Here is a 20,088-nt window from a genome sequence, read left to right as displayed (position 1 = left end):
TAGCCCGCACTGCGGGCCAAAAAACCGCGGCAATAAAAACCCGCAGAAATGGGATTCCCCCACCACCGATCAAATCCGGCAAACACTTAGCGCGAAGGCCCCGATCAGGCTTCCAGGTCTGCCTTGTCGCCATACTCCTGCAACCAGTTGCGCCGATCTTCAGAACGCTTCTTCGCCAGAAGCATATCCATCACCCGCAGCGTTTCATCCATATCGCCATCGTCGATCGCCAGCTGGACCAGGCGGCGGGTATTAGGATCGAGGGTGGTTTCCCGCAGCTGCGGCGGGTTCATTTCACCCAGCCCTTTAAAGCGCTGAACGCCCGGCTTGCCTTTTTTACGTTTCAGCTGATCGAGAATGCCGTCTTTTTCCGCTTCATCAAGGGCGTAATAGACCTCTTTGCCGAGATCAATTCGGTACAACGGCGGCATGGCAACGTAGACGTGGCCCTGCTGCACCAGCGAACGGAAATGTTTAACAAACAGCGCGCACAGCAGCGTGGCGATATGCAGGCCGTCGGAGTCGGCATCCGCAAGAATGCAGATCTTGCCGTAGCGCAGCTGGCTGAGGTCTTCACTGTCGGGATCGATGCCGATCGCCACAGAAATATCATGAACTTCCTGGGAGGCCAGCACTTCATCAGATGACACTTCCCAGGTGTTAAGGATTTTGCCTTTCAGCGGCATAATCGCCTGATATTCACGGTCGCGCGCCTGTTTAGCCGAACCGCCGGCCGAATCACCTTCCACCAGGAAAAGCTCGGTTTTTGCCAGATCCTGCGCGGTGCAGTCCGCCAGCTTGCCAGGCAGCGCCGGACCGCTGGTCAGTTTCTTACGCACCACTTTTTTCGCCGCGCGCATGCGGCGCTGAGCGCTGGAAATCGCCAGCTCGGCCAGCTGTTCAGCGGCCTGAACGTTCTGATTCAGCCACAGGCTGAAAGCGTCTTTCACCACGCCGGAAACGAACGCCGCACACTGGCGCGAGGACAGGCGCTCTTTGGTCTGGCCGGCGAACTGCGGGTCCTGCATTTTTACCGAAAGCACGTAGGCGCAGCGATCCCAGATATCCTCCGCCGACAGCTTCACGCCGCGCGGTAAAATATTGCGGTATTCGCAGAATTCACGCATCGCATCCAGCAATCCCTGGCGCAGACCGTTAACGTGGGTGCCGCCCTGCATAGTGGGGATCAGGTTAACGTAACTCTCGGTCAGCAGCTCGCCGCCTTCCGGCAGCCAGAGCAAGGCCCAGTCAACGGCTTCAACGTCTGCGGCGTAGCTACCGACAAACGGTTTTTCCGGCAGCGTCGGCAGACCGTTTACCGCTTCGCACAGATAATCGGTCAGGCCGTCTTCATAGCACCAGCGCTGTTCGGTATTGTTAACGTTATCTTTAAAAACTATCTCGACGCCCGGACAGAGCACCGCTTTCGCTTTCAGCAAATGAGAAAGGCGGGAGACGGAAAAACGCGGGCTATCGAAAAATTTGCTGTCCGGCCAGAACTGCACGCGGGTACCGGTATTACGCTTGCCTACCGTGCCGGTAACCGTCAGATCCTGCACCTTGTCGCCGTTTTCAAACGCCATGTCATAAACCTGGCTGTTGCGGCGCACAGTGACTTCCACTCGCGTCGATAACGCGTTGACCACCGAGATGCCGACACCGTGCAGGCCGCCGGAGAACTGGTAATTCTTATTGGAAAATTTACCGCCCGCGTGCAGCCGACAAAAAATCAGTTCGACTGCGGGAACGCCCTCTTCCGGATGGATATCCACCGGCATGCCGCGACCGTCGTCAATCACTTCCAGCGACTGGTCGGCATGAAGGATAACCTCCACCTTTTGGGCGTGACCGGCCAGCGCTTCATCTACGCTGTTATCAATCACTTCCTGCCCGAGATGGTTAGGGCGCGTGGTGTCAGTGTACATTCCCGGGCGGCGTCGCACGGGTTCAAGGCCGCTGAGTACCTCGATGGAATCAGCGTTATAGCTGGATTGAGTCATCGTAACTTTCTGATAGTGGAGAAAAAATAGCCGCCATCCCGCAGGCTTCAGTGTGCGTTGAAGCCGAGAAAATCCACAATCGCCGGGAAGTGGCGTTCAAAACCGATGAAAGCGTGATTGCCGCCCTGCTCAACCGTCTGTCGGCAGGCCTGGTAATACTCCAGCGCCTGGCGATAGTCGAGAACCTCATCGCCGGTTTGTTGCAGCAGCCAGATTAAATCCGGCGACTCCAGCGGGTCAATCTGCATCACTTTCAGCTCGTAAATGTGGCGAGACTCTAACACATATTGCTGGCCGGTGTACGGATTCTCGTTGTCGCCAAGATAATCCAGCAGCAGTTCAAAGGGGCGTACCGCCGGGTTTACCACCACCGCCGGCAGGGTAAAACATTGCGACAGCCAGGTGGCGTAGTAGCCGCCAAGCGAAGAGCCAATCACTGCTAACTTTTCCCCCGTTCTGGCCATCACCAGCTCCTCCAGCATTTGCGCGGCTTCAGCAGGAAATGACGGCAACTGGGGGACCAGCAGGGTAATATCCGGGCGCTGCGCCGCCAGCCAGGTTCTGAACAACGTGGCCTTTGCTGAAGCAGGCGAACTGTTAAAACCATGCAGATACAGCAGCGTGGACATGGTGCTTAATAGCCTTCTGAGTCAAGGTCAGGTACGAAAGCACGGGTCGTCAGGCGTTCAATAACGGTTTCAACCCGGCCGTCAGCGTAGAGGTCAAGCCAGCGCCAGCCCGGCGGCTCGCTATCAATAGTAAAACTGGTACAGTGGGGTTTGAACTGCACGCAGGTAGACGGCGTTGCCAGCATGCGACGTCCGTTCCAGTCCAGGTCCAGCTCCTGATGGATATGCCCGCAAACGACGGTTTTCGCTAAGGGGTAATTTTTCAGCACCGCATCCAGCATGTGTGAATTACGCAGGCTGTGCTGATCGAGCCAGGTACAGCCTGACGCCATAGGATGGTGATGCAGCAGGACCAGCGTATGCCGCTGCGGATAGCGCGCCAGCGCCTTTTCGAGCCAGTCGAGCTGATAGTCGCTCAGCTCACCGTAGGGCACGCCGAATACCTGGCTATCCAGCAGAACCAGCTGCCAGCTATCTCCCAGCAGCGCCTGCTTCGCTTGTTCAATTTTTGCCGCCGCCAGGGTGGCGAACATCGCCGGCTGGAAGTCATGATTACCTGGCAGCCACACGCAGGGCGCCGGCAAACGCTGAATGCCCTCAACAAAATGCTGATAGGCTTCGACACTGTGATCCTGCGCTAAATCGCCGGAGGCGATAATAAGGTCATAGCGCGTTGACTGGACTTCGATAGCATCCAGCACCGCTTTATAGCTGGCCCAGGTATTGACCCCAAGCAGCGTTTCATGTTTACCGGCAAAAAGGTGGGTATCTGTTATTTGTAAAATCCTGACAGAGGCCCCACTTGCCGCCGAAAGTTTTAGCAGGCTATCCAATCAAAGTCCTTAGGTTAACGCCATCTCAGAATTGGGTTAGCGTTATCAGAAAACCGGCACCGCCACCGCGCCGTGGGTCAGGCAATAGCGCAACCAGTCGGCGAGGAATTGGTTTATCTGATGTTTTTCGTCACGTTGATGAAGTTTTTTATTAGGATAATCATAGCGCGCTTTAAAGCGATAGATCTGCTGTGTCGAACACACTTCCGCAACCAGCGCATCATGATAAAGACGGACCGACATTGATGGCAGGCTCCAGTAGCTGACAGCCGGCGCGATTTGCCGAATCTCAACCAGGGTGGTGTAGCGCGTCGCTTCCTGAATCGTCAGCCGATAGCTGGCGCCGTTAACCTGATAATCAATTACCGCCCCGGCCTGCTCTTCGCGCGGCAGCAAGCGACGTAGCTGTGCGAAATTGGTTTCGCACAGCCGCATCATTTCCGGAAAGTCAGGGGTGTAGCGTTTGTTCATTCAGGATTCCACTCTTGTCGTAATTTCTTATGATTGAGCTGTAACCATTGCAAAGCAATGACCGTGGCCGCGTTATCAATACTCCCCTCTTCCACCCAGCGGTAAGCCTGTTCACGGCTAACCACATGAACAAGAATATCCTCATTCTCTTCCTCCAAACCGTGGTTTCCCTGCGCCACGCTGGCATCCACTTCTCCGACCATAATGGCAAGGCGCTCGCTGGTGCCTCCCGGACTGGCGAGGTAGCTCAACACCGGTTTGACCCGCCCCGGCGTCACGCCGGCTTCTTCCTGCGCCTCGCGCCGGACCACATCTTCGACGCTTTCGCCCTCTTCAATAATGCCGGCGACTAATTCTAACAGCCAGGGCGAAGGGCTGCTGTCAAAAGATGCAATACGGATTTGTTCTATTAAGACCACCTGGTCGCTTACCGGATCGTATGGCAGTAGCACCGCCGCATGACCGCGTTCGAAAATTTCACGGCTGACTTCCGCGCTCATCTCGCCATCGAAGCGGCGATGGCGAAAACGGTAACGTACCAGGGAAAAAAAGCCCTGGTATAAGGTTTCCCGTGCAATAATTTCTACATCGTTTTTGCCGAAAGTCACCGGTAATTTTTTTTGTGAAGACATATGACAACTCCTCTGTCAGTTGGCGGCGGCGTCAGGCTGGCCGACCTGTAAGTGGTTATTTGCCGTTAAATTGCGTAAATTAAGGCCAGATGGCACTTTCAGCCAACTTACCTTGACGAAGGTCTCTGCTAGAATCGGCGCTAATTTTTAGTTCGCGCCTGCGCTAACTTAGCAATTTTGCTGCACAACAAGGAATGCAAATGAAGAAACTGCTCTCTGTAATTATTGGGCTGAGTCTCGGGGCCTTCAGTATCAATAGTCAGGCTGAGAACTTGTTGCAAATTTATAAACAAGCTCTTCTGACTAACCCGGACCTGCGCTCCTCAGCAGCAGATCGCGATGCGGCGTTTGAGAAAATTAACGAAGCCCGCAGCCCCTTGCTCCCCCAGTTAGGTCTTGGCGCTGACTATACCTATCAAGGCGGCTACCGCGACGGCAGCGGCCTGCATTCGAATACCACCAGCGGCTCGCTGCAGCTGACGCAAACTATTTTCGATATGAGCAAATGGCGCGCCCTGACCCTGCAGGAAAAAACGGCAGGTATTCAGGACGTGGTTTTTCAGACGGCGCAACAAAAGCTGCTGCTGGACACCGCTACGGCTTATTTTAACGTACTGCGCGCGATCGATTCACTTTCTTACACCCAGGCGCAGAAACAATCTATTTACCGCCAGCTGGACCAAACCACTCAGCGCTTTAACGTTGGCCTGGTCGCCATTACCGACGTGCAAAACGCCCGGGCGCAATATGACAGCGTGCTAGCGAGCGAAGTAACCGCCCGCAACAATCTGGACAATGCGCTGGAGCAGCTGCGTCAGGTTACCGGCACCTTTTACCCGTCGTTAGCATCGCTGAATATCACGCGTTTCGAAACGTCAAAGCCGCAGTCGGTCGCAAGCCTGCTGAAAGAAGCTGAAAGTCGTAACCTCGACCTGCTCTCCGCACGCCTGTCCCAGAGCCTGGCGCGCGAGCAGATTCGCGCGGCGGAAACCGGTTATATGCCGACCCTCGACCTGACCGCCTCAACCGGCTTATCAAACAGTAAATACGGCGGTCGCCGCGCCAATCAGTCGGCAGCGACATCCGACAGCATCGCTGGATCAAATCAGGTCGGGCTGAGCTTCTCCATGCCGCTGTATAACGGTGGTTCAACCTCTTCACAGGTTAAACAAGCACAGTACGCCTTTGTCAGCGCCAGCGAGCAGTTGGAAAGCGCTCATCGCACGGCGATTCAGACCGTCCGCTCTTCGTTTAACAACGTAAACGCCGCCATCAGCAGCATCAGCGCTTATAAACAAGCGGTGGTCTCTGCGCAAAGTTCGTTGGATGCAATGGAAGCGGGCTACCAGGTAGGCACCCGCACTATCGTTGACGTGCTGGATGCGACAACGACTTTGTATAACGCTAAACAGCAGCTCTCTAACGCCCGCTATGATTACCTGATCAGCCTGCTGGATATTAAACAGGCCGAAGGTACCCTCAATGAGCAGGATCTGATGCAGCTCAACAGCATGCTGGGCAAAGATGTCCCCACATCGCCGGATAGCGTCGCGCCGGAAAACCAACAGCAAACAAATAAAGCCGATGATGCGCCTCGAATGACCCAGGTCTCTTCATCGGCCCCTGTTCGCCAGACCAGCCACAAACCCGCGACGAAGTCCCGTCAGCACGGCAATCCATTCCAGAACTGACCCACTTAACCGCCCGGTCACATACACCAGTATGTGACCGGGCGGGCGCAGGCAGCTAACGCCGTCAGAGGACGGAAGACGCAGGGGTTAATGCCCGAAAGATTCTGTTCACTGACAAGGCGGCAACTACGTCCGCTCCGCGAGCATACACCAGTATGTGACCGGGGCGGGCGCGGGCAGCCAACGCCGTCAGAGGACAGAAGACGCAGGGGTTAATGCCCGAAAGATTCTGTTCACTGACAAGGCGGCAACTACGTCCGCTCCGCGAGCATACACCAGCATGTGACCGGGGCGGGCGCGGGCAGCCAACGCCGTCAGAGGGCAGAAGACGCAGGGGTTAATGCCCGAAAGATTCTGTTCACTGACAAGGCGGCAACTACGTCCGCTCCGCGAGCATACACCAGTATGTGACCGGGGCGGGCGCAGGCAGCCAACGCCGTCAGAGGACAGAAGATGAAGGGCATTCGTATAGCAACGTAAAGATCGCCCCCCCACTCCCCCCCCTGCTTCAATTTTCACCGCATATCCCATATTCTGAAGGTCCTTTGGGTATAAGGAAAATAATGATGAAACGGACAAAGGCAGTAAATTATGCCGCTTTTCGTAAAAGCTGGCGCGCCAGGCATTTGACGCCGGTCGCACTGGCGGTTTCCGCCGTCTTTATGCTGGCAGGATGCGAGCAGTCGGACGAAACCGTCTCGATGTATCAAAACGTGGATGATTGTTCAAAAGCCAATCCTGGGCAAAGCGAGCAGTGCAAGACCTCGTATAACAACGCCCTGAAAGAGGCTGAAAAAACCGCGCCGAAATACGCCTCGCGCGAGGACTGCGTGGCGGAGTTTGGCGAAGGTCAGTGCCAGCAGGCCACCCAGGCCAGCGCAGGCGGCGGCAGCTTCTGGATGCCGCTGATGGCCGGTTATATGATGGGTCGCATGATGGGGGGCGGCTTCGCACAGCAGCCATTATTCACCTCACGCAATCCGGCCAGCCCGGCGAACGGCAAGTTTGTTGATGCATCCGGCCGCAACTACGGCAGCGCCACTTCGGGCCGTAGCGCCAGCGTGCCAAAATCAGCGCTGGCGCCGAAACCAGCGACCACTAACACAGTGACCCGCGGCGGCTTTGGCGAAACGGTGGCCAAACAGGCAACCATGAGCCGCAGCAGCAGCGCCACCTCCAGCCGCAGTTTTGGAGGCTGAGACCATGAAACGTCTCAGCATTAGTGAACGTCCCGACTGGCGTGAACGCGCCAGTGAATATGGTTTTCGCTTTCATACTATGCACGGAGAGCCGTACTGGTGTGAGGATGCCTACTACCAGTTCACCCTGGGGCAGATTGAAACCCTGGAGTCGGTTACCAGCGAACTGCATCAGATGTGTCTGCAGGTCGTGGAAAAAGTGGTAAACAGCGAAGCGCTGCTGGCGCGTTTTGGCATTCCTAAACACTGTTGGGACTTTGTGCGCGACTCATGGCGCAGCGATCAGCCCTCGCTTTATTCGCGCCTCGATCTGGCATGGGATGGCGTGGGCAATGCCCGGCTGTTAGAAAATAATGCTGATACTCCCACCTCACTGTATGAAGCGGCATTCTTCCAGTGGATCTGGCTGGAAGACCAGCTGAACGCGGGCAACCTGCCACAGGGCAGCGATCAGTTTAACAGTCTGCAGGAAAAGATTATTGAGCGCTTCGCCGATCTGAAGCAGCAGCATGGTTTTAATCTGCTGCACTTTTCCTGCTGCCAGGACACCGAGGAAGATCGCGGCACGGTACAGTATTTACAGGACTGCGCCAGCGAAGCCGGACTGGAAAATGCCTTTTTGTATATGGATCAGATTGGTCTTGGCGAAAAGGGGCAGTTTACCGACGTTGATGACCAGGTCATCAGCAACCTGTTTAAGCTCTATCCGTGGGAGTTCATGCTGCGTGAAATCTTTTCCACCAAGCTGGCTGATGCCGGCGTGCGCTGGCTGGAGCCGGGCTGGAAAAGCATTATATCAAACAAAGCGCTGCTGCCGCTGCTGTGGCAGATGTTCCCCAATCATCCTAACCTGCTGCCCGCCTTTTTTGCCGACGAGAATCCGCCGGCGCTGGATAAATACGTGGTGAAGCCGCTATTTTCCCGTGAAGGCGCCAATATTCGCATTGTGGAAAACGGCCAGGAGATCGCCCGTGTTGATGGCCCCTACGGCGAAGAAGGCATGATTGTTCAGCAGTTCCATCCGCTGCCAAAATTCGGCGACAGCTATACGTTAATCGGCAGCTGGCTGATTAACGACCAGCCTGCCGGTATTGGCCTGCGCGAAGACCGCCAGCTGATCACCCAGGACCTCTCCCGCTTCTACCCGCATACCTTTATCGAATAACGCGGACCGGAAGTGCCGGGGCGGTCATATCACGTAATCCGTCCGGGATCCCCGGTAAGATAGCGAGGACGGTAAAAACGCGCCTGGCGGCATAAGCTGCCGCCAGAGCGTGCGACGGTTAACTCCCCCGCCAGCCAACCTGCACCGACAACATGTTCAACGTTGCCATAACGTTGCCGCCAGAGCGCGCGACGGTTAACTCCCCGCCAGCCAACCTGCACCGACAGCATGCTCAACGCCGCCATAACGTTGCCGCCAGAGCGCGCGACGGTTAACTCCCCCGCTAGCCAACCTGCACCGACAGCATGCTCAACGCTGCCATAACGTTGCCGTCCACCGGCACCGTCACCGGCTCGTCGGGCTGGCGACTTCCCAGCACGTAGAGCAACGGCAGGTAGTGCTCCGGCGTCGGGTTGGCCAGCGCGGCGCCCTCATGTTGCATAAAGTTGACCAGCGGGTGCTGCTCAGCCGGCCCCTGCCAGCTAAGGTTATCGCGTACGAACTGATTGAAGCCCTGCGCCCAGGGATACGCCTGATTATCGCCCTGCCATTTCAGCATCCGCAGATTATGCACAACGTTGCCGCTGGCGACGATCATCACCCCCCGATCGCGCAGCGCCGCCAGCTTTTGCCCCAGTTCATAGTGCCAGAGCGGCGGCTTAGTTCCGTCCACGCTGATCTGAACCACCGGAATATCCGCTTGCGGGTACATTTTGATCAGTACGCCCCAGCTGCCATGGTCGAATCCCCATTCCTGATCCAGCGTCACCGGCAGCGGCGCCAGCAGCTCCGCCACCTGCTTAGCCAGTGCTGGCGAGCCGGGAGCGCGATAGTGGGTGTCGAACAGCGCCTGAGGAAAGCCGCCGAAATCGTGAATAGTACGCGGCTGCTCCATCGCCGTTACCGCCGTGCCACGGGTGTACCAGTGCGCCGAAACCGCCAGTATCGCCTGCGGGCGCGGCAGGGTATCACCCAGCTGGCGCCAGGCCTGAGTATAGGTATTTTCTTCCAACACGTTCATCGGGCTGCCGTGGCCCAGAAACAAGGCAGGCATACGGGACTGCGTCATAATTTTCCCCTGAAGATACAAACTCTGTTGGCAATACCATACGCCTGAGCGCGCAATTAAAAACTCAGATAAGCATGATGAAGATCATCAGAAAATTTGAAGGAAAGCGGGGGGCAGAAAAATGCAGGTGAGGCAGCCTCACCTGCATCGCAAGTTAGCTGGCGTGGCGAGTCTCGCGAGCGCGACGATAGGCAATCAGATCTTCGATGGTAACCACCGGCATCTGCTGCTGTCTGGCAAAGGCAACGCACTCCGGTGCGCGCGCCATTGAACCATCATCATTATTCAGCTCGCACAAAACGCCGGCGGGTTTGAAGCCGGCCAGAGTGACGAGGTCAAGCGTCGCTTCGGTATGACCGCCACGGGTCAGTACCCCCCCTTCGCGCGCGCGCAGCGGGAATACATGTCCCGGACGATGAAGGTCGGCAGGCACGGCATTATCGGCCACGGCAGCGCGAATGGTGGTGATACGATCGCTGGCAGACACCCCGGTGGTGACGCCTTTCGCCGCTTCAATTGTCACGGTAAAACCGGTGCCGTAGGCGCTGGTATTGTTTTCCACCATCATCGGCAAATCGAGCTGGCGGCGGCGCTCTTCGGTAATAACCAGGCAAACGATGCCGCTGCCATGACGAATAGTGAGCGCCATTTGCTCTACGGTCATGGTTTCCGCAGCAAAGATCATATCGCCTTCGTTCTCACGATTTTCATCGTCGAGCACCATTACACCACGACCTTCACGCAGCGCGGCAATTGCACGTTCTACACGCTGTTCCGGCGTGCCAAATTCAGAAAGTAGCGTCTGATTCATGGTAAATAAACCTTACTAATTATATGGGTTACCAGAACCAGGGCGGACTTAGGAGCGTCATAAATGACGGTATAACGGCGAGCGGGCGCGCTGCGCCCGGCAAGAAACGTTACTCTCTCCCATCCGGACTTTAACCGTCGGCCCCGGAATTACACCGGATCTGCTGACCTTCAGGCTGTCGCCTGAAGCGCTCGCGGGCTTTCAGCCTGGGCTGATTTACCGCCGGTGGGGAATTGCACCCCGCCCTGAGAATAAGCGGATTTACTATAGCGCCAACCCTGGCCTTGCGCAATGTACAAAAAATGCCGCGCGCACCGGCGAAGGCTTCTGTGACTTTTCAGGTTTATCAATAGCCCAACAGCGATTACACTTAGCAGATGTTTGCCGCGACCAGGATATATCCATGATTGACCCGAAAAAAATTGAACAACTCGCCCGCCAGGTACATGAATCCATGCCGAAAGGCATCCGCGAGTTTGGCGACGACGTGGAGAAGAAGATCCGCCAGACGCTGCAGGCGCAGCTTTCGCGGCTGGATTTAGTAAATCGTGAAGAGTTTGACGTACAGACCCAGGTTTTACTGCGCACCCGTGAGAAGCTGGCGGTCCTTGAGCAGCGAGTTGCCGCACTGGAAGGCCGCGCCGGCAGCGACGCGGTGATTAAAACCGAAGATATGCAATAGTAGCGCCGGGCGGCGCAGGTCCGCCCGCCGCTGTTAACGCGTTTTCTTAATATTATTGATGATATTGGTCGTCGAAATGCCGTCCTCGAAATTGAGCACCCGCACCTCGCCGCCGTTAGCCCACACCTCTTTACTACCGGCAATATCTTCCGGCTTGTAGTCGCCGCCTTTGACCAGCAGGTCTGGCAGAACCTCGCCAATCAGGCGCTGCGGCGTATCCTCTTCAAACGGCACCACCCAGTCCACCGCTTCCAGCGCGCCAAGGACGATCATACGATTTACCAATGGGTTTACCGGACGGCTTTCGCCTTTCAGGCGCCGGGTAGAGGCATCGCTGTTGACTGCAACGATCAGCCGGTCGCCAAGCTTGCGCGCATTGGCAAGGTAGGAAACGTGACCCGCGTGCAGAATATCGAAGCAGCCGTTAGTCATCACCACCTTCTCACCGCGCTGACGCGCCTGCGCGACGGCCTGTTTTAGCTGTTCTTCGTCCATTACGCCAAAGCCACTTTCCGGGCGGGCGCGAATGGCATTCTCAAGCTCAACCGTCGACACCGTTGACGTACCGAGTTTACCCACCACCACGCCGGCAGCGGCATTCGCCAGAAAGCAGGACTCTTCCAGAGAGTCTCCGGCGGCCAGCGCGGCGGCCAGCACGCCAATTACCGTATCGCCCGCCCCGGTGACGTCGTAAACCTCCTGCGCCTGGGTCGGCAAATGCAGCGGCGCTTTTCCCGGTTGCAGTAGCGTCATACCGTTCTCGGAACGGGTTACCAGCAGCGCGGAGAATTCGAACTGTTCCAGCAGCGCCGTGCCGCGTTCGACCAGTTCTTCTTCGGTTTTACAGCGTCCGACGACCGCTTCAAATTCGGAAAGATTCGGCGTCAGCAACGTGGCTCCGCGATAGCGCTCAAAGTCAGCGCCTTTCGGGTCGATCAGCACCGGTACTCCCGCCGCTCTGGCCTGACGTATCATGTTCTGAACGCTGCTCAGCGCCCCTTTGGCATAGTCAGACAGCACCAGCGCGCCCACGGCCGGCAGGGCCTGGTCAATACGCTCATGCAGCGGCTGCGGGTCAACGGCGGAAAAGCCTTCTTCAAAATCCAGCCGGATCAGCTGCTGATTACGCGATAATACGCGCAGTTTCGTAATGGTGGGATGTCCGGGCACGGTAACAAAGTCGCAGCTGACGTTAAACGCCGTCAGCGCATTATCCAACACTTTAGCGGCATCGTCGGGGCCGGTAAGCCCAACCAGGCGCGAACTGGCCCCCAGCGCCGCGATATTCATCGCCACGTTGGCGGCACCGCCGGGACGCTCTTCAATCGTTTCAACTTTTACCACCGGAACCGGCGCCTCGGGAGAGATGCGGCTGGTCGGGCCGTACCAGTAACGATCCAGCATAATATCGCCAACCACCAGAACTCCCGCATGTTTAAAATCGGGCAGGGTAACTTTCATTCCAGAGACTCCAGACAACGGTAAATAAGTTTGCGCGGATAATAACATACATCCCGCAGCGGCTGGTTACTCATCAGCCGCGTCGCTATCCGCAGCCGACAGCCAGCGCTGCCAGCTGCTATCGACCTGCTGTTTTTGCTGACTGTAGGCATCGGGCTCAACGTGTCCCGGCAAGGATTGCAGCGCCCGGTGATGCAATGCATCGCGCAGCGTAACGTAAGCCGCGGTCAGCCCCTGGGCTTCATCTTCCGCCATACGTGAATGCTGAGCCATCAGTTCAAATATCCGCACATTATCAGACCAGCGGGTCAGTTTTGGCTGCCCGGCGGCATAGCACAGCACCAGGTACTGGGCGATAAACTCAATATCGGTAATGCCTCCCCGATCCGCCTTGATATCCCAGCGTCCCTTATGCTTATTGCTGAGATGGGCGCGCATTTTTTCGCGCATCTCGCGGACCTCGGTCCTGAGCTGCTGCGGGTCGCGCTGGCGACAAAGCATATCGCGACGAATGGTAGCAAATCTGGCCGCCAGCGCCGCATCGCCATATACGATCCGTGCCCGGACCAGCGCCTGATGTTCCCATGTCCAGGCGTCATCGCGCTGATATTCTGCGAAAGCATCGAACGTGCTCACCAGCATGCCCGCCGCGCCGGAAGGCCGCAGCCGGGCGTCCACTTCGTAGAGAATGCCCGACGAGGTGCGCGTACTAAACAAATGCATAATGCGTTGCGCCAGTCGCAGGTAGAACTGCCTGCCGTCAATCTCACGTTCGCCCGCAGTCATCACGTCTGCCGGGCAGTCGTGCAGAAACACCAGGTCCAAATCTGAACTATAGCCCAGCTCCCAGCCGCCGAGTTTGCCATAGCCCAGTACGGCAAATCCACGCGCCTCGTCGCTTTGCAGATGCGCAGGCCGGCCATAACGCTGCACCATCATGACCCAGGCCTGCTGCACCACCGCCTCGATGATGGCTTCAGCCAGCCAGGTTAAGTGATCGCTTACTTTCATGACCGGCAAAGTACCGGCTATATCCGCAGCGGCAATACGCAGTTGTTGTACCTGCTTAAACTGCCGTAGCGCTTCCAGCTGCTGCTCTTCATCTTCGAGCGGTACGCGCAGCAGATACTGCCGCAGCTCGTCACGGTAGGCATCAGGCGCGGTAACCTGATAAAGGGTTGAAGGATCGAGCAGCTCATCAAGCAGCAGCGGATAGCGCGCCAGCTGGCTGGCGATCATCGGCGAAGCGGCGCAAAGGCGAATAAGATGGCGCAGGGCGCCGTGAGATTCCGTCAGCAGCTCCAGGTAGGTGCTGCGGGTCACCACGCTTAGTAGCAGCGGCGCAAGGCGATTCAGGGTTTCCGCCGCATCTTCACGCGGGCAAACTTCCGCCAGCAGGCGTGGCATTAGCTGTTCGAGCGCCTGGCGCCCACGCGGCCCGATAGTCCGGCGGTTAATATCCTGGCGAAATGCGGTGATCGCGTTTAGCAAAGACAGGCGCGCGCCATCATCAAGCTGCGGTACCAGCGGCAGAAGATCGGCATCCTCCAGCTGATCCTGCCACAGCCCGGCATAGTCGCCGCTGTCATTCGATTCGCCGTGCTCCGGCGCTTCGTCGCCAATCAGCTCGTCAAAGATAGCCCGCACCTGGCTCATATGGTTTTCCAGCTGCCGGTGAAGCGCCTGCCAGTCCGGATATTCCATCGCCCAGGCCAGCCGCGCGCGGTTAAGCTCATCGGCGGGCAGGGTCTGCGTCTGCTCATCGTTGATGCTTTGCAGTAGATTCTCAAGGCGGCGCAGGAAAAGATAGGACGCCTGCAGCGTCGCCACCTGCGCCGGCAGCAGCAGGCCGAGTTCGCCAATCGCGGCCAGGGTCGGCAGCAGCGAGCGACCCTGCAGAGTACGCTCACGTCCGCCGCGTATCAGTTGAAAAACCTGCACGATAAACTCAATTTCCCGAATGCCGCCGGCCCCGAGCTTAATGTTATCCACCAGGCCGCGACGCCTGACTTCCCGGGCAATCATGGCTTTCATATTGCGCAGCGACTGAATAACGCTGAAGTCGATATAGCGCCGGTAAACGAAGGGACGCAGCATACTGCGCAGCTCTTCACTCCAGCGATCGTCCCGCTCCCCCATCAGGCGGGCTTTAACCATCGCATAGCGTTCCCAGTCACGCCCCTGCTCCTGATAGTAATCCTCCAGCGCGGCAAAACTCATCACCAGCGGACCGCTGTCGCCGAACGGGCGCAGACGCATATCAACGCGGTAGACGAACCCGTCAGCAGTAGGCTGATCGAGCACTTTTATCAGCCGCTGCCCCAGACGAGTAAAAAACTGCGCATTATCCAGCTCGCGCCTGCCGCCACGGGTTGCGCCATTTTCCGGCCAGGTGAAAATCAGATCGATATCAGAAGAAAAGTTAAGCTCGTTACCGCCAAGTTTTCCCATGCCCAGAATCAGCAGCGGCTGCGCCTCGCCCTGGGGATTACAAGGGGTACCCATCTCGCGACAGCAGGCGGCGTACAGCCAGTCACGGGCGGCGACAATCAGCGCCTCGGCCAGCGTGCTGAGCTGCATTAGCGATAAGTCGGTGTCACAGAGCGCCTGGGTCTGCATCCAGGCAATACGGATCAGCTTTTCGCGGCGAAACAAGCGCAGCGCGCGCATCAGCTGATTTTCATCCTGTACGCCGGCCAGCAGCAGCGCCAGCTCGGCGCTGTAGCCGCTATATTCATTCGCCTGCGGGGGCTGCTGCACCAGCGTCTGCCACCATTGGGGATGCTGTTGTAAACCGTCGCCAATAAAATCACTGAAGGCGCATACCCTGAGCGCATCGGCGTCGGGCGGCGGTTCGTCGCTCAGCCAGCCATCCTGTACCTGCTGAAGGTGCTGAGCCAGGCGGGCGGGCAAAGGCCGGGCAGATAATGGCGACATAGTGACTCCCTGATCGTTAACGTTATTTACTGGCCGCTATGCTTCCAAAAGGGGGGTTGCTTTAGCGCCTCACGCGTCTGGACTTTTAGCATATGCTGCTGGCGCAGCGCGACACTCCTGGCCAAAAGCTGCCAGGGTTCCAGCCAGCGCACTACCGCCTCAGCCGGGTAGATGCCACCCAGCAGGTGAACCGCCAGCAGCTGACGCTGCAGACGCGTTAACTTATCCTGGTACTGGCCTGGCTGCTGAACATTTTCAAAGGTTTCCCGCAGATCGGCGGCAATACGCGACAGCATAATATCGGCGAAACGTTTAAGAGAACCCTGCAGGCGTGCGCTGTCTTTTTCATTGAGAAACGCCAGCCAGCGCTTGCCGACCAGCCAGTCAGTAAGCGCTAACTGGGGCTGTAACCATGCCGCAGAGAAGCAGAGGTTATCCGCTGCCGGCGGCTCAATCTCAAGTATATTTTCCAGGGCGGTAAGCTGCTGTCGTAGGACGGTACTGGCTTTGCGCGGCACCAATGCACCGAACAGCGCCAGCGCTTCGCGGATTAACGCCAGCGCCGTTTTTATTTCCCCCAGCGCCTGCGGATTGCCACGCAGCCAAAGCTCTTCGTGATACTGCCACTGCGCCAACCCCAGCTGAAGCGCCGCCTGCATGCCCTCTTCAACCCGAGCTTTATTTTTGACTGCCAGCAGCGGCAGCGGACGCAGCGGGCGTTCAGGGTTGCCCTGCGCCAGCGCATAGCCGCGCGCCGCTTTGCTCAGGCTGCCGAGGCGCAGGCCATCATAGCGCGCCAGCTCGGCGGCAAACGCCATCAGATCTTGCCGTTCGCCACTTTTCAGCTCCAGCTCGATTTCATGGAGCGGTTCGCTCAGATCGCCCGCGGCAACCTCACCGCGATCGAAGGCCACTTCAATCTCGCTTTGCTGATAAGAAATGGTCCATTTTTCACGCACAAAATGGGTGCTGAACAGCGCACTGAGTCGCTGCTGTAACGCCGCCACATCGGTATTCTCCGGCCAGATTTCCGTCGGCAGCAGGGCAATATCCAGCGTCGGCTGACTGAGTGGAACATTATATTCCGCACGCTGGTGCAGACCGCCAATGCTGTCCCCTTTTCCCTTCAGCGTCATCTCATAGCGATCGCCAAAGCCGCGAATGCGCAGCCCCATATCCCAGCGACGCAGCTGATTATCTGAGGTTTCAAAATAGATATTGGTTAGCTTTTCGCCAGCACAATGCTGATGCGGCCAGGCTGCAAGCCAATGCGGCAGATTCGATACCGCTTCGTCATTGGCAATGAACTTTATTTCGATTTCGATAGTCATATTTTTTTGATTCAGCTTGTTACCTGTTAAATTCGCGCTCTGAAAGTGATTATAACGCTCTTTTTCCGGCTGTTTTTGTCGTTCTGTCGGGCAGAAACAACTATTCTGGCGGTACAGCGGAATTTAGGTGACTTTCATACCGTGCAGCATGACCGTTTGTGCTTTATCCAGCCAGCGCTTTCCGGTCATATCTCTCAGCGTAATGAGTCCAGGATTGTTCTCATTCAGATTACGGTTACGCGGTTTCAGACTGAGCCTTTACTTTTTTCCAGGACTTAACCCAAAAGACATCGAATGAAAAAAATACACCTGATTAGCCTGACTTTACTGGCTTTTAGCGCCGCAACAGCCGTCCACGCCGAAGAGAAACGTTACGTTTCTGATGAACTCACCACATGGCTGCGCAGCGGCCCCGGTGACCAGTATCGACTGACAGGAACCGTTAATGCAGGCGAAGAAGTCTCTCTGTTGCAAACTAACGAAAATACCCATTACGGCCAGGTTCGCGACGCAAGCGGCCGCACGGCCTGGATTCCCCTGTCTCAGCTCAGCAACGATCCCAGCCTGCGCACCCGCGTTCCGCAACTTGAGCAGCAGGTGAAAGATCTCAGCGACAAGCTGACCAATATAGACAGCAGCTGGAACCAGCGTACTGCGGATATGCAGAAAAAAGTGGCGGCCAGCGACGGCATTATTAACGGCCTGAAAAATGAAAATGAGCAGTTAAAAAATCAGCTTATCGTCGCGCAGAAGAAGGTCAGTGCGGCAAACGTTCAGCTTGATGACAAGCAGCGGGCCATCATTATGCAGTGGTTCATGTATGGCGGTGGCGTAGCTGGCATCGGCCTGCTGCTCGGTCTGCTGCTTCCGCATATGATCCCGCGCCGTAAAAGAAGCGACCGCTGGATGAATTGAGCTTCATCCACCCTGTCTGAATTTATTATTGGGGCATCCGGGCGATGCCCTTTTTGTCGTAGCCGCTATTTTGTAAGATAGTCTTTCTCTTTTTGCGGAGTGCGTAGTGAAAACCTTTCTTGTCGGCGGCGCAGTCCGCGATACCCTGTTGAATATACCGGTTAAAGACCGGGACTGGGTGGTGGTCGGCGCTTCGCCGGAAGAGATGCTGGCGGAAGGATTCAAGCAGGTAGGCCGCGACTTTCCGGTTTTTTTACATCCACACACCCAGGAAGAGTATGCCCTTGCCCGCACGGAACGAAAAAGCGGCAGTGGCTATACCGGATTCACCTGCTACAGCGCGCCGGACGTTACCCTGGAGCAAGACCTGCAGCGCCGCGACCTGACAATCAATGCGATTGCCCGCGACCAGGCTGGCGACTACTACGATCCCTGGCACGGCCGCCGCGATTTGCAGCTGCGTCTGCTCCGCCACGTCTCCCCGGCATTTAGTGAAGATCCGCTGCGGGTGCTGCGCGTAGCGCGCTTTGCCGCACGCTACGCCCACCTGAACTTTCGCATTGCCGATGAAACCGCCGCGCTGATGCGCCAGATGGCCGCCAGCGGCGAGCTGGATGCCCTTACGCCAGAGCGGGTCTGGAAGGAGACGGAAAACGCGCTGCGCAGCGCCAACCCGCAGGTCTACTTCCAGACTCTGCGGGACTGCGGCGCGCTGGCAATACTGTTCCCGGAAATCGATCGGCTGTTTGGCGTTCCCGCGCCGGCAAAATGGCACCCGGAGATAGATACCGGCATTCATACGCTAATGACGCTGGCGATGGCCGCTCAGCTCAGTCCGGAAGTAGATATTCGTTTTGCGACCCTATGCCACGATATTGGCAAAGGTCTGACGCCGCCTGCGCTATGGCCCAGCCATCACGGTCACGGTCCAGCCGGCGTGGCGCTGGTCAATGCGCTTTGCCAGCGCCTGCGCGTGCCTAATGCCATTCGCGATCTCGCACAGCTCGTTGCCGAGTTTCACGATCTGGTGCATACCATTGAGCGACAGCCGGCGGCGGTTCTGGTTTCCCTGTTCGATAGCATTGACGCCTGGCGCAAACCCTATCGCGTCGAGCAAATCGCCCTGACCAGCGAAGCGGATGCCCGCGGTCGCGCGGGTCTTGAAAGCCGCCCCTACCCACAAGGACACTATCTGCGCACCGCCTGGCAGGTAGCTTCCACCGTCGAAAGCCAGGAGGTGATAGACGCGGGATTTAGCGGCGCTGAAGTACGTGCAGAGCTAACGCGGCGCCGTATCGCCAGGCTGGCGGAATGGCAGCAGCAGATGAAATAAAACAAGGGGCAGAAGCCCGCCCCTTGCCGAAGGGCCGTTACACGAATACCAGATAGACCACCGCCGCAATAATGAAGCGATAGATAGCGAAGGGCACGAATGAAATGTTCTTAATCAGCTTCAAAAAGACCTTGATAGCAATCAACGCAACGATGAATGCGGTAATAAAACCGGTGGCGAACAGGGGAAAATCGGCCATTTTAAGAAACGGCAGGCTCTTATAGAGATCAAGCACCGTCGCGCCCATCATCATCGGCACCGCAAGAATAAAGGAAAACTCGGAGGCTGCGTAGCGGCTAACGCCCATCAGCATACCACCGGAGATGGTCGCACCTGAGCGTGAAAAGCCCGGCCAGAGCGCCAGACACTGGAAGCAGCCGATAACAAAGCACTGGCGATAGGTCAGGTCATCAATACCGACAGCCTTTGGCTGTTTAGGCTTCAGGTACTCCCCCGCCAGCAGCAGAAAACCGCCGACAATCAGGGCATACATTACGTTTATCGGATTGAACAGCGATTTAATCACATCATGCAGCAGCAATCCCAGTACCACGGCGGGGATCATGCCTAACAAAATATGCAGCAGATTCAGATGCCCGGTTCCAGTGCCTTCGTGCGGAACGCGGCCGAAGTGGATGCCGATCAAGCCAAACAGGCGGCGCCAGAACATCACCACCACGGCCAGAATTGAACCCAGCTGAATCACCACTTCGAAGGTATCTGCGGTTGGCCCTTCAAAACCTAGCAGGTGACCAACGATAATCATATGACCGGTTGACGAGACGGGGAGAAACTCCGTCAACCCCTCCACTATGCCGAGGATGCATGCCACCCAGAGCTGGTGAATATCTGCCATCAAATCTACCCCTTTCCTTATTAAAACCACTAAAAAGGCGGTGCTACGATGCAACCGCCATTAAAATATGCCC

Annotated in this window: 18 protein-coding genes and 1 riboswitch; of the genes, 6 read left to right on the top strand and 12 right to left on the bottom strand. The window is 57.0% G+C overall.

The window, feature by feature from the left end:
• Nucleotides 1-104: 104 nt before the first annotated feature.
• Genes parE through nudF form a run of 5 tightly spaced genes read right to left on the bottom strand, consistent with a single transcriptional unit; the run spans nucleotide 105 to nucleotide 4,565 of the window.
• Entirely contained in the window at nucleotides 105-2,000 is a 1,896-nt protein-coding gene (parE, locus tag BTJ39_RS01890; protein ID WP_078000958.1) for a DNA topoisomerase IV subunit B, read from the bottom strand.
• Nucleotides 2,001-2,047: 47 nt separating this feature from the next.
• Nucleotides 2,048-2,629, bottom strand: a complete 582-nt coding sequence (yqiA, locus tag BTJ39_RS01885) for an esterase YqiA (RefSeq protein ID WP_078000957.1) — start codon at nucleotides 2,627-2,629, stop codon at nucleotides 2,048-2,050.
• A 5-nt stretch (nucleotides 2,630-2,634) separates the two neighbouring features.
• Nucleotides 2,635-3,462: a 3',5'-cyclic-AMP phosphodiesterase gene (cpdA, locus tag BTJ39_RS01880; RefSeq protein ID WP_078000956.1), complete on the bottom strand. Its 828-nt coding sequence runs from the start codon at nucleotides 3,460-3,462 to the stop codon at nucleotides 2,635-2,637.
• Between the two features lie 45 nt (nucleotides 3,463-3,507).
• Nucleotides 3,508-3,933 (bottom strand): DUF1249 family protein, encoded by a 426-nt coding sequence (locus BTJ39_RS01875; RefSeq protein ID WP_078000955.1) that lies wholly within the window; start codon nucleotides 3,931-3,933, stop codon nucleotides 3,508-3,510.
• Complete coding sequence (gene nudF / locus BTJ39_RS01870) at nucleotides 3,930-4,565, bottom strand: ADP-ribose diphosphatase (protein WP_078000954.1); 636 nt, start codon at nucleotides 4,563-4,565, stop codon at nucleotides 3,930-3,932. The genes BTJ39_RS01875 and nudF overlap by 4 nt, the downstream gene beginning before the upstream one ends.
• Nucleotides 4,566-4,765: 200 nt before the next feature.
• Here nudF and tolC point away from each other — a divergent pair, with 200 nt between their 5' ends.
• The 3 genes from tolC to BTJ39_RS01855 all read left to right on the top strand — a co-directional run bounded on the left by tolC (nucleotide 4,766) and on the right by BTJ39_RS01855 (nucleotide 8,620).
• The gene (gene tolC / locus BTJ39_RS01865; RefSeq protein WP_078000953.1) at nucleotides 4,766-6,256 is read left to right on the top strand and encodes an outer membrane channel protein TolC; all 1,491 of its coding nucleotides are present in this window, start codon (nucleotides 4,766-4,768) and stop codon (nucleotides 6,254-6,256) included.
• Nucleotides 6,257-6,822: 566 nt separating this feature from the next.
• The gene (locus BTJ39_RS01860; protein ID WP_078000952.1) at nucleotides 6,823-7,455 is read left to right on the top strand and encodes a DUF1190 family protein; all 633 of its coding nucleotides are present in this window, start codon (nucleotides 6,823-6,825) and stop codon (nucleotides 7,453-7,455) included.
• Nucleotides 7,456-7,459: 4 nt separating this feature from the next.
• Nucleotides 7,460-8,620, top strand: coding sequence for a glutathionylspermidine synthase family protein (locus BTJ39_RS01855; protein WP_078000951.1), 1,161 nt, complete (start codon nucleotides 7,460-7,462; stop codon nucleotides 8,618-8,620).
• 29 nt (nucleotides 8,621-8,649) lie between these two features.
• Here the strand turns inward: BTJ39_RS01855 and BTJ39_RS01850 are convergent, their stop codons facing one another.
• The 3 genes from BTJ39_RS01850 to ribB form a co-directional block, all read right to left on the bottom strand.
• Nucleotides 8,650-8,865: a hypothetical protein gene (locus BTJ39_RS01850; RefSeq protein WP_078000950.1), complete on the bottom strand. Its 216-nt coding sequence runs from the start codon at nucleotides 8,863-8,865 to the stop codon at nucleotides 8,650-8,652.
• Between the two features lie 38 nt (nucleotides 8,866-8,903).
• Complete coding sequence (gene ygiD, locus BTJ39_RS01845) at nucleotides 8,904-9,689, bottom strand: 4,5-DOPA-extradiol-dioxygenase (RefSeq protein WP_078000949.1); 786 nt, start codon at nucleotides 9,687-9,689, stop codon at nucleotides 8,904-8,906.
• A gap of 154 nt (nucleotides 9,690-9,843) precedes the next feature.
• Nucleotides 9,844-10,500, bottom strand: a complete 657-nt coding sequence (gene ribB / locus BTJ39_RS01840) for a 3,4-dihydroxy-2-butanone-4-phosphate synthase (RefSeq protein ID WP_078000948.1) — start codon at nucleotides 10,498-10,500, stop codon at nucleotides 9,844-9,846.
• 107 nt (nucleotides 10,501-10,607) lie between these two features.
• A riboswitch (FMN riboswitch) is annotated at nucleotides 10,608-10,757 on the bottom strand.
• Between the two features lie 146 nt (nucleotides 10,758-10,903).
• Between ribB and ubiK the strand changes: the two genes are divergently transcribed.
• A complete protein-coding gene (ubiK, locus tag BTJ39_RS01835) occupies nucleotides 10,904-11,182 on the top strand; it encodes a ubiquinone biosynthesis accessory factor UbiK (RefSeq protein ID WP_078000947.1) in 279 nt (92 codons plus the stop codon).
• 33 nt (nucleotides 11,183-11,215) lie between these two features.
• On the opposite strand, the gene hldE is transcribed toward ubiK, so the two are convergent.
• The 3 genes from hldE to BTJ39_RS01820 form a co-directional block, all read right to left on the bottom strand.
• A complete protein-coding gene (gene hldE / locus BTJ39_RS01830; protein WP_078000946.1) occupies nucleotides 11,216-12,643 on the bottom strand; it encodes a bifunctional D-glycero-beta-D-manno-heptose-7-phosphate kinase/D-glycero-beta-D-manno-heptose 1-phosphate adenylyltransferase HldE in 1,428 nt (475 codons plus the stop codon).
• A gap of 66 nt (nucleotides 12,644-12,709) precedes the next feature.
• Nucleotides 12,710-15,580: a bifunctional [glutamate--ammonia ligase]-adenylyl-L-tyrosine phosphorylase/[glutamate--ammonia-ligase] adenylyltransferase gene (gene glnE / locus BTJ39_RS01825; protein WP_078000945.1), complete on the bottom strand. Its 2,871-nt coding sequence runs from the start codon at nucleotides 15,578-15,580 to the stop codon at nucleotides 12,710-12,712.
• A 26-nt stretch (nucleotides 15,581-15,606) separates the two neighbouring features.
• Nucleotides 15,607-16,911 (bottom strand): CYTH domain-containing protein, encoded by a 1,305-nt coding sequence (locus BTJ39_RS01820; protein ID WP_078000944.1) that lies wholly within the window; start codon nucleotides 16,909-16,911, stop codon nucleotides 15,607-15,609.
• Nucleotides 16,912-17,205: 294 nt separating this feature from the next.
• On the opposite strand from BTJ39_RS01820, the gene BTJ39_RS01815 reads away from it, so the two are divergent.
• Entirely contained in the window at nucleotides 17,206-17,826 is a 621-nt protein-coding gene (locus BTJ39_RS01815) for a TIGR04211 family SH3 domain-containing protein (RefSeq protein WP_078000943.1), read from the top strand.
• A gap of 106 nt (nucleotides 17,827-17,932) precedes the next feature.
• On the top strand, nucleotides 17,933-19,159 hold the full coding sequence (locus BTJ39_RS01810; RefSeq protein WP_078000942.1) for a multifunctional CCA addition/repair protein: 1,227 nt from the start codon (nucleotides 17,933-17,935) through the stop codon (nucleotides 19,157-19,159).
• A 37-nt stretch (nucleotides 19,160-19,196) separates the two neighbouring features.
• Here BTJ39_RS01810 and bacA read toward each other — a convergent pair whose 3' ends face one another.
• Entirely contained in the window at nucleotides 19,197-20,015 is an 819-nt protein-coding gene (bacA, locus tag BTJ39_RS01805; RefSeq protein ID WP_078000941.1) for an undecaprenyl-diphosphate phosphatase, read from the bottom strand.
• Nucleotides 20,016-20,088: the final 73 nt, after the last annotated feature.

This window comes from Izhakiella australiensis (assembly GCF_002006995.1).
Taxonomy (GTDB): Bacteria; Pseudomonadota; Gammaproteobacteria; order Enterobacterales; family Enterobacteriaceae; genus Izhakiella; species Izhakiella australiensis.
Note: the sequence above shows the minus strand (reverse complement) of the source record. Positions and strands in the feature narration are given on the sequence as shown.

Coding starts and splice junctions, on each gene's coding strand:
- parE (WP_078000958.1), bottom strand. CDS start 2,000: ATGACTCAATCCAGCTATAACGCTGATTCCATCGAGGTACTCAGCGGC.
- yqiA (WP_078000957.1), bottom strand. CDS start 2,629: ATGTCCACGCTGCTGTATCTGCATGGTTTTAACAGTTCGCCTGCTTCA.
- BTJ39_RS01875 (WP_078000955.1), bottom strand. CDS start 3,933: ATGAACAAACGCTACACCCCTGACTTTCCGGAAATGATGCGGCTGTGC.
- nudF (WP_078000954.1), bottom strand. CDS start 4,565: ATGTCTTCACAAAAAAAATTACCGGTGACTTTCGGCAAAAACGATGTA.
- tolC (WP_078000953.1), top strand. CDS start 4,766: ATGAAGAAACTGCTCTCTGTAATTATTGGGCTGAGTCTCGGGGCCTTC.
- BTJ39_RS01860 (WP_078000952.1), top strand. CDS start 6,823: ATGAAACGGACAAAGGCAGTAAATTATGCCGCTTTTCGTAAAAGCTGG.
- BTJ39_RS01855 (WP_078000951.1), top strand. CDS start 7,460: ATGAAACGTCTCAGCATTAGTGAACGTCCCGACTGGCGTGAACGCGCC.
- BTJ39_RS01850 (WP_078000950.1), bottom strand. CDS start 8,865: ATGGCGGCGTTGAGCATGCTGTCGGTGCAGGTTGGCTGGCGGGGAGTT.
- ygiD (WP_078000949.1), bottom strand. CDS start 9,689: ATGACGCAGTCCCGTATGCCTGCCTTGTTTCTGGGCCACGGCAGCCCG.
- ribB (WP_078000948.1), bottom strand. CDS start 10,500: ATGAATCAGACGCTACTTTCTGAATTTGGCACGCCGGAACAGCGTGTA.
- ubiK (WP_078000947.1), top strand. CDS start 10,904: ATGATTGACCCGAAAAAAATTGAACAACTCGCCCGCCAGGTACATGAA.
- hldE (WP_078000946.1), bottom strand. CDS start 12,643: ATGAAAGTTACCCTGCCCGATTTTAAACATGCGGGAGTTCTGGTGGTT.
- glnE (WP_078000945.1), bottom strand. CDS start 15,580: ATGTCGCCATTATCTGCCCGGCCTTTGCCCGCCCGCCTGGCTCAGCAC.
- BTJ39_RS01820 (WP_078000944.1), bottom strand. CDS start 16,911: ATGACTATCGAAATCGAAATAAAGTTCATTGCCAATGACGAAGCGGTA.
- BTJ39_RS01815 (WP_078000943.1), top strand. CDS start 17,206: ATGAAAAAAATACACCTGATTAGCCTGACTTTACTGGCTTTTAGCGCC.
- bacA (WP_078000941.1), bottom strand. CDS start 20,015: ATGGCAGATATTCACCAGCTCTGGGTGGCATGCATCCTCGGCATAGTG.